The following is a 5,855-nucleotide window of genomic DNA, read 5'->3' as shown; positions in this document are numbered from 1 at the left end:
CTGAAAAGACTTAACACGCCATTCTTTGTCGTAGAGGTGCTTCGCGGCATACGGATACATATATAACGGTAGGTGTAATTTTTCGCCTTTTTTGAGGGTGGAAATTCGTGCCCAGAGAGGAAACTCCTTCGCAATGCGGGGAAGCGATATGTCGCCTACACGGTAGTCGAACATGACGGCTAGCTTCCCCCTGATAGTCGGTGGTGAGGGTTGCCTCTGCTTCCAGCGGTAGAGTTTGTGCTGGAGCTTTCGCAACCGTTTCCTGTCTTTAGCGGTGCTCTTCCTGGCAAGGCGTTTTTTACAGGTGGTGATGGACTTTTCCAGACGCGTAATCTCCCGCTGCCACTCACGATACAGTTCCCGATAGGATTTGAACATCCAGAGGGCTTTATCGCGGCAGGCTTGCACGAACCCTGATGACAACCCAGTCAGGGTCTGTATGTGCTGTCGGTATTGCTCCGCCTCTTTAACACCCGTTATGTTTTCAGCGATGATTTTCTCAAGAAACAGTTGTACACCATAGGTAAGCCAGGCGGTAAGTTTGTCGAGGAACTTTATTTTCGTTGTGGTGATCCTGTCATCAACGGGAAGCACTAGTGTCTTGCACATAGTTAATGGTTTGGCAAGTTGCAGTTCCAGTCCCATCCTCCACCACACCCTAAGAACTTATGGAACACGAGACTTAAAAAACTTTCGCCAACCAGCATATCGTGAAAAAAAGTACCACCATAGCTACGCAATTCATCCCACCAACTAGTTGGGGGGTCTTCTTGCGAAATTATATAAAAGGATCATATTTTTCAAATAAGTTGACCAATTCTACTTCTGATAATATTCGCCCCTTTTCAATCACTTCTTCAAGCCACGCTTCAAGGAAAAATGGATTATGGTGGGTATTAAAAATATCAACAGTATGATCTTTAGTGACGCGAAAACATCCTTGTTTGAGTGTGAGAAATATTGGGTCTAATGAACTTTCATTTACGCAGTGAGAGAGAGATTCAAAAGAATACAATAGTACGCTTCCTACTTAAGCGGGGCATCAAAAGCTAATTTCTCTGTGAATAACCTTTTTCAAAGTCTTTTGGCTTCATCCTATAATCTTTAAGTTTTCCAATAGCCTCAAAGCTTTCTTCCCCATAAAGGGATCATATTTATCGAGCATTGCGAGCAATTCCACTTCTGATAGAATTCGTCCTCTTTCGATCACTTCTTCAAGCCACGCTTCAAGGAAAAACGGATGCTGGTGGGCATTAAAAACATCAACGATATGATCTTTAGTGGCACGAAACCATCCTTTTGAAATAGTAAGTGATATGGGATCTAATGAATAATCACCTAACTCTTCACCATAATGCGCAAGTCGATACACGTCCCTTATTTTTGTCAATTCAAGCACTTTATCTACAGGAATACAAAATGGATCGAATGCTACGAATGTTGAGGGCGTTCTTTCCCAGTTTATGGTATGCTCTAGAAGCTTCCCTCGGATTAAAGAAAGTGGTTGCGGAGAAATTTTAAACACAAAAACTGCACGAAGAGGCCTTGAGTATTCACTGGAATAGATTTCACTTAGCGCTTCTGGCAACTTGTTGGTAAATCCAGCATAACAATCACGGGTTGAGAGTCGAGCTTTTGATTCATAAATCTCTCTAAAAGGCACTCTATATTTTCTTAGAGAAATAACAACTTGATTATATGAACTTGGGTCTTCTTCCAGTTGACCAAAGTGAAAGCCTTCAATTTGTGCCATAGGAGGCCATCTCTAATTTTACATATAATATATTGCTCACTATAATAAGATTATCTAACTCGAAGTAATCAAGATAACTATCACTTCGAAAGAGATCTAGAAAAAGAACTTAAGAAAATTTATTTATGCTATACAATCTTAATTTAAGATAAATATTGCATAATTCAAGGCCATCGCAAGACTTACCCAAGCAATATAAGGAATAAGCAATAGTCCTGGCGTCAGAGAAATCCTGAAGAAACTTATAATTGTCAGCAATATAGTTATCCAAAGTATTATGATTATGATGAGCGCAGCAAAGAGCTCCTTAAGTCCGAAGAATACTGGTGTCCATAATCCATTGAGAAACAACTGAAGCGCAAAGAAGATAAGTCCTACTTTTATTTTTTGTTCATCCAAACCCCTGCGCCACACAAGGAATGCTGATATCCCCATTAACGTATAGAGAATCGTCCAAACTGGCCCAAACAGCCAATTGGGTGGTGTGAAAAAAGGCTTATTCAGAGTTGTATACCAGGTTGGAATTGCATCCATCGTAAAAATCGTACCAATAAGACCTGATGCCTGACAAATGAAAATGCTTATTATTAAATTGCGAACATCAACTAAAGTGATTTTTTCCATATCAATCAACCCTAATGGCAAATATCCAATAGCAGACAAAAATCTTGGTTATCTTATAATCTTAAAATACTTCATTAATTAATTTGACGAATAGAGCAAATTTTAATTAAAGTGCTCCGGAGAGTGCCGTAAAAGCGGATATAGAAACATCAATGGAAGTCTAACAATTGAATGTCTTTGTTTCTTGGAGCGGTGGTAAAGAAAGTAGCCTAGCCTTGTATAAGGCGTTAAAAGAAGGTCTCAAGGTTGGATATCTATTCACTATGCTCAACGAAGACGGTTTACGATCTAGAGGACATGGCTTAAGAAAAGAAGTTATTGAAGCACAAGCTAAGGCTATCCAAATTCCAATAATCTATGGAAAGGCTACCTGGGACTCGTATGAAGATGAATTTAAGAGGGTAATTAGGGATCTGAAGAACAGAGGAATCGAAGGTGGAGTATTTGGAGACCTAGACTTTCAAGAAAACAGAGACTGGGTTGAGAAGGTTTGTAGCGAAGTTGGGCTCCAAGTATATGAACCATTATGGAAGCAAAAATACGAAATAGTGCTTGCTGAGTTCATGGATAGGGGGTTTGAAGCTATAATTGTCAGCGCTAAATCCGATCTCATAGATTCCAACTGGATAGGACATCCCCTTAATTGGGATTTTATAGAGTTCCTCAGAAGGCGAAAAATCGATCTGTGTGGCGAAAATGGGGAATATCACACACTCGTAACTAACGGTCCAATATTTAAGCGACATTTGAAGATACTTGAAAGCCGAGAATTGGAAAAAACTGATCGATGGCTTCTTGATATATTGAAAAGTGACATAATTTAGATTATTTGACTGATTCTAATATTAATTCGGCGATATCCATGACCTTAATTTCATCTTCCTTATCCAATGTTTTAACGGCAGCATCGAGAGTAACAACGCAAAACGGACATGAGGTCACTAACAGTTCTGCTCCTACGTCAATGGCATTCTCAACTCTCTTTTCGGCATTATTTGGTCCTGAAACATCGAACCACATTCTACCACCGCCTCCCTCACAGCATAAACTCTGATTTTTGATTCTATCTAACTCAATAAATTCTATTCCTGGAATATTTTCAATTATTTGCCTTGGTTCATCAAAAATTCCGTTATGTTTACCAAGAAAGCAAGGATCATGATATGTGGCTGTTTTTTCGATTCTTTTTGAAAAAGTTAGTTTTCCATTATTGATTAACTCTGCAAGTAGTTGTGAATGATGTTGGACCTTCAAATCTAACTCATATTTGTTCTTAAACACATTATATCCATGTGGACAGGAAACCAGTATGCTCTTTACGTCATATTTTTCAAATAACTCGGTATTATCCTCAATAAGTAGTTCGAATAATCCCTGTTCACCCAAACCGAGAATTTCATTACCACAACAATTCTCGTCTTTATCCAAAACTCCAAAATCAACTTCTGTTGTATTTAAACACATTATTAACGCCTTAGCGATGTCTTGTGCGCGTGTATCATAAGCTGTAGTACATCCAATAAAATAGAGTATATCGGCGCCTTCTGAAATGTGTTTTAAATTGAAAGCAGTCGCCCATTCCATTCTGCTTGCTCTACTTTGATTCCATGGGTTGCCATGCTTAAAAACACTTTCCAAGGCATCTTTAAGTGTTGCTGGGACTATACCTTCCTCAACCAAGGTGCTGCGTATATCGATTATCATATCAAGCGGACTTAACTGCTTAGGACACCGAAGTTCACATGTCGAACATGTAGTACAACTCCATATTTGATCTTCAGGCGGTATTTTAAGTCTTTTAAAGACGGCAATTTCTCGTAGGATATTTCGCACGTTCAAATAAGATCTTGTGGCTACTGGGCATGAACCTGTGCATACCCCACACTGAATGCATTCGTTCAGCAGTAGTTTTTTATTGAATTCTTGGGCGATATTTTCCATGTACTCATCACTGTTCTACGACATTGTTATTACTTCAAGATACAATATAATGGTCTCTTTTATTCGTTCAATAAGCATACTCAACATTTTTGCTTGTGTATGACAGCCTGAGAGTTCCATAACACATGCAACATAATATTCGTCTTCATCTTTTTCAATTTTCAGTGCATATTGCTTCTGCTTAGAATACCACATGGATATCTCCAAGTTATTCACAATAAAAAGATATGTTTTAGAGATCGATTGCTCTTTTGAAGATAACATAATTTAAATTCTTTTCTAATCGGCTCCTAAGCAGTGTGAATGCACCTTCATCTGCATTTTCGATATTATTGTGAACTACCTCATACTAAAGCTGTGGTGCTTTCTTGCTTAGCTACTAGTAAAAGAGTAGTATTTTTTGTGTTTGAGTACGAAAAAAGCATGTAACACAAGGTTTATTAAGAACAAACAGGCAATTCAACGTTTGGTGAAATTTATGCCCTTAATTGAAATTTCAGGTTACGGGTTCTCTGCAGAACAAAAAAGAAATATTTCACGGGAAGTTGTTGACGTTATTTCCAAAATATCAGGCAAAGATAAGAAGCTTTTCGTTGTTGTATTTAGAGATATTAAAAGTGAAGACTGGGCGATGGCAGGAGAATAGTCCGTCAAATAGTTATAATTTCTCCGCAGGAAGCTCCAACCGTAAGGGTGGGGTAGTTCACGTATGAGTTTTAAAAGTCTAAATTCGTAAAAAATGGAAGTGTGAATATGGATCTGACAGTTACATATTTTGAACAAACAGGAAAGTTAAACACTGAAAATGTACTGAATATCGCCAAAAAGCACGCGAAAAAATTCAACATAAAAAATATCATAATTGCCTCAACAACTGGTTACACTGGGCTTAAAGCAACCGAATTCTTTGATTCAGCAGATTATAATCTTGTAGTAGTCTCACATTCTGCAGGATTTAAAGAACGTGGTTTCCAAGAACTGGGTGGAGAGGAAAGACATGCGATTGAAGAACGTGGCGCAAATGTATTAACATGCACTCATGCTTTTGCAGGTGTAGAACGAGCTTTTAGATTTAAACTAAACATGTGGCAACCAGTTGAAACCTTTGCTCGGACTGTTCGATTCGTTTTCGGGGAAGGAATCAAGGTGGTAATGGAAATTACGATGATGGCTGCTGACGCCGGACTAATAACTCTCGATGAAGATGTGATTGCTATTGCTGGCACAGGCCGAGGAGCGGACACAGCATGTATAATAAAACCAGAATATACGTCTAACTTTTTAGATATGAGATTAAAAGCTATCTTATGTAAGCCATTTAATTTTTAGCCACTTTCCTTTATTTATTTTAGCCAATATAAAAGTAATACAAGCAAAAATCTTACTAAATGATCTCATTTTGTCAAATCAAAAAGAAGCGGCATTATTCTTTCCCCGCGAATTCTTGATAGACCTCCTTTTGAAGCTGCTTTCTCGTTAAATGCTTTTACTTTGTCCTTTTTTATTTTAGTTCCATAAATTGAGATTGGTGTTGGAT

At 38.2% G+C, this 5,855-nt stretch carries 7 protein-coding genes and 1 pseudogene; 3 read left to right on the top strand and 5 right to left on the bottom strand.

What is annotated here, in order from left to right:
• The 3 genes and pseudogenes from QVB70_RS03745 to QVB70_RS03735 all read right to left on the bottom strand — a co-directional run.
• Positions 1-645 (bottom strand): annotated as a pseudogene (locus QVB70_RS03745) (RNA-guided endonuclease TnpB family protein); the annotation flags it as partial.
• A gap of 445 nt (positions 646-1,090) precedes the next feature.
• Positions 1,091-1,753, bottom strand: a complete 663-nt coding sequence (locus tag QVB70_RS03740) for a hypothetical protein (RefSeq protein ID WP_287583526.1) — start codon at positions 1,751-1,753, stop codon at positions 1,091-1,093.
• Between the two features lie 138 nt (positions 1,754-1,891).
• Positions 1,892-2,377, bottom strand: coding sequence for a TspO/MBR family protein (locus QVB70_RS03735; protein ID WP_287583524.1), 486 nt, complete (start codon positions 2,375-2,377; stop codon positions 1,892-1,894).
• A 167-nt stretch (positions 2,378-2,544) separates the two neighbouring features.
• Here QVB70_RS03735 and QVB70_RS03730 point away from each other — a divergent pair, with 167 nt between their 5' ends.
• The gene (locus QVB70_RS03730) at positions 2,545-3,201 is read left to right on the top strand and encodes a diphthine--ammonia ligase (RefSeq protein ID WP_287583522.1); all 657 of its coding nucleotides are present in this window, start codon (positions 2,545-2,547) and stop codon (positions 3,199-3,201) included.
• Between the two features lies 1 nt (position 3,202).
• Here QVB70_RS03730 and QVB70_RS03725 read toward each other — a convergent pair whose 3' ends face one another.
• A complete protein-coding gene (locus QVB70_RS03725; protein WP_287583520.1) occupies positions 3,203-4,318 on the bottom strand; it encodes a (Fe-S)-binding protein in 1,116 nt (371 codons plus the stop codon).
• Positions 4,319-4,333: 15 nt separating this feature from the next.
• Entirely contained in the window at positions 4,334-4,513 is a 180-nt protein-coding gene (locus QVB70_RS03720; protein ID WP_287583518.1) for a type II toxin-antitoxin system HicB family antitoxin, read from the bottom strand.
• Positions 4,514-4,796: 283 nt separating this feature from the next.
• Between QVB70_RS03720 and QVB70_RS03715 the strand changes: the two genes are divergently transcribed.
• Positions 4,797-4,964, top strand: a complete 168-nt coding sequence (locus QVB70_RS03715; RefSeq protein ID WP_287583516.1) for a tautomerase family protein — start codon at positions 4,797-4,799, stop codon at positions 4,962-4,964.
• 107 nt (positions 4,965-5,071) lie between these two features.
• Positions 5,072-5,647: a pyruvate kinase alpha/beta domain-containing protein gene (locus QVB70_RS03710; RefSeq protein ID WP_287583514.1), complete on the top strand. Its 576-nt coding sequence runs from the start codon at positions 5,072-5,074 to the stop codon at positions 5,645-5,647.
• The last annotated feature ends 208 nt before the right edge of the window (positions 5,648-5,855 follow it).

The sequence above is a fragment of the Candidatus Borrarchaeum sp. genome (assembly GCF_019058535.1).
Taxonomy (GTDB): Archaea; Asgardarchaeota; Sifarchaeia; order Borrarchaeales; family Borrarchaeaceae; genus Borrarchaeum; species Borrarchaeum weybense.
The sequence above is the reverse complement of the archived record's forward strand: the minus strand, read 5'-3'. Positions and strand labels throughout refer to the sequence as shown.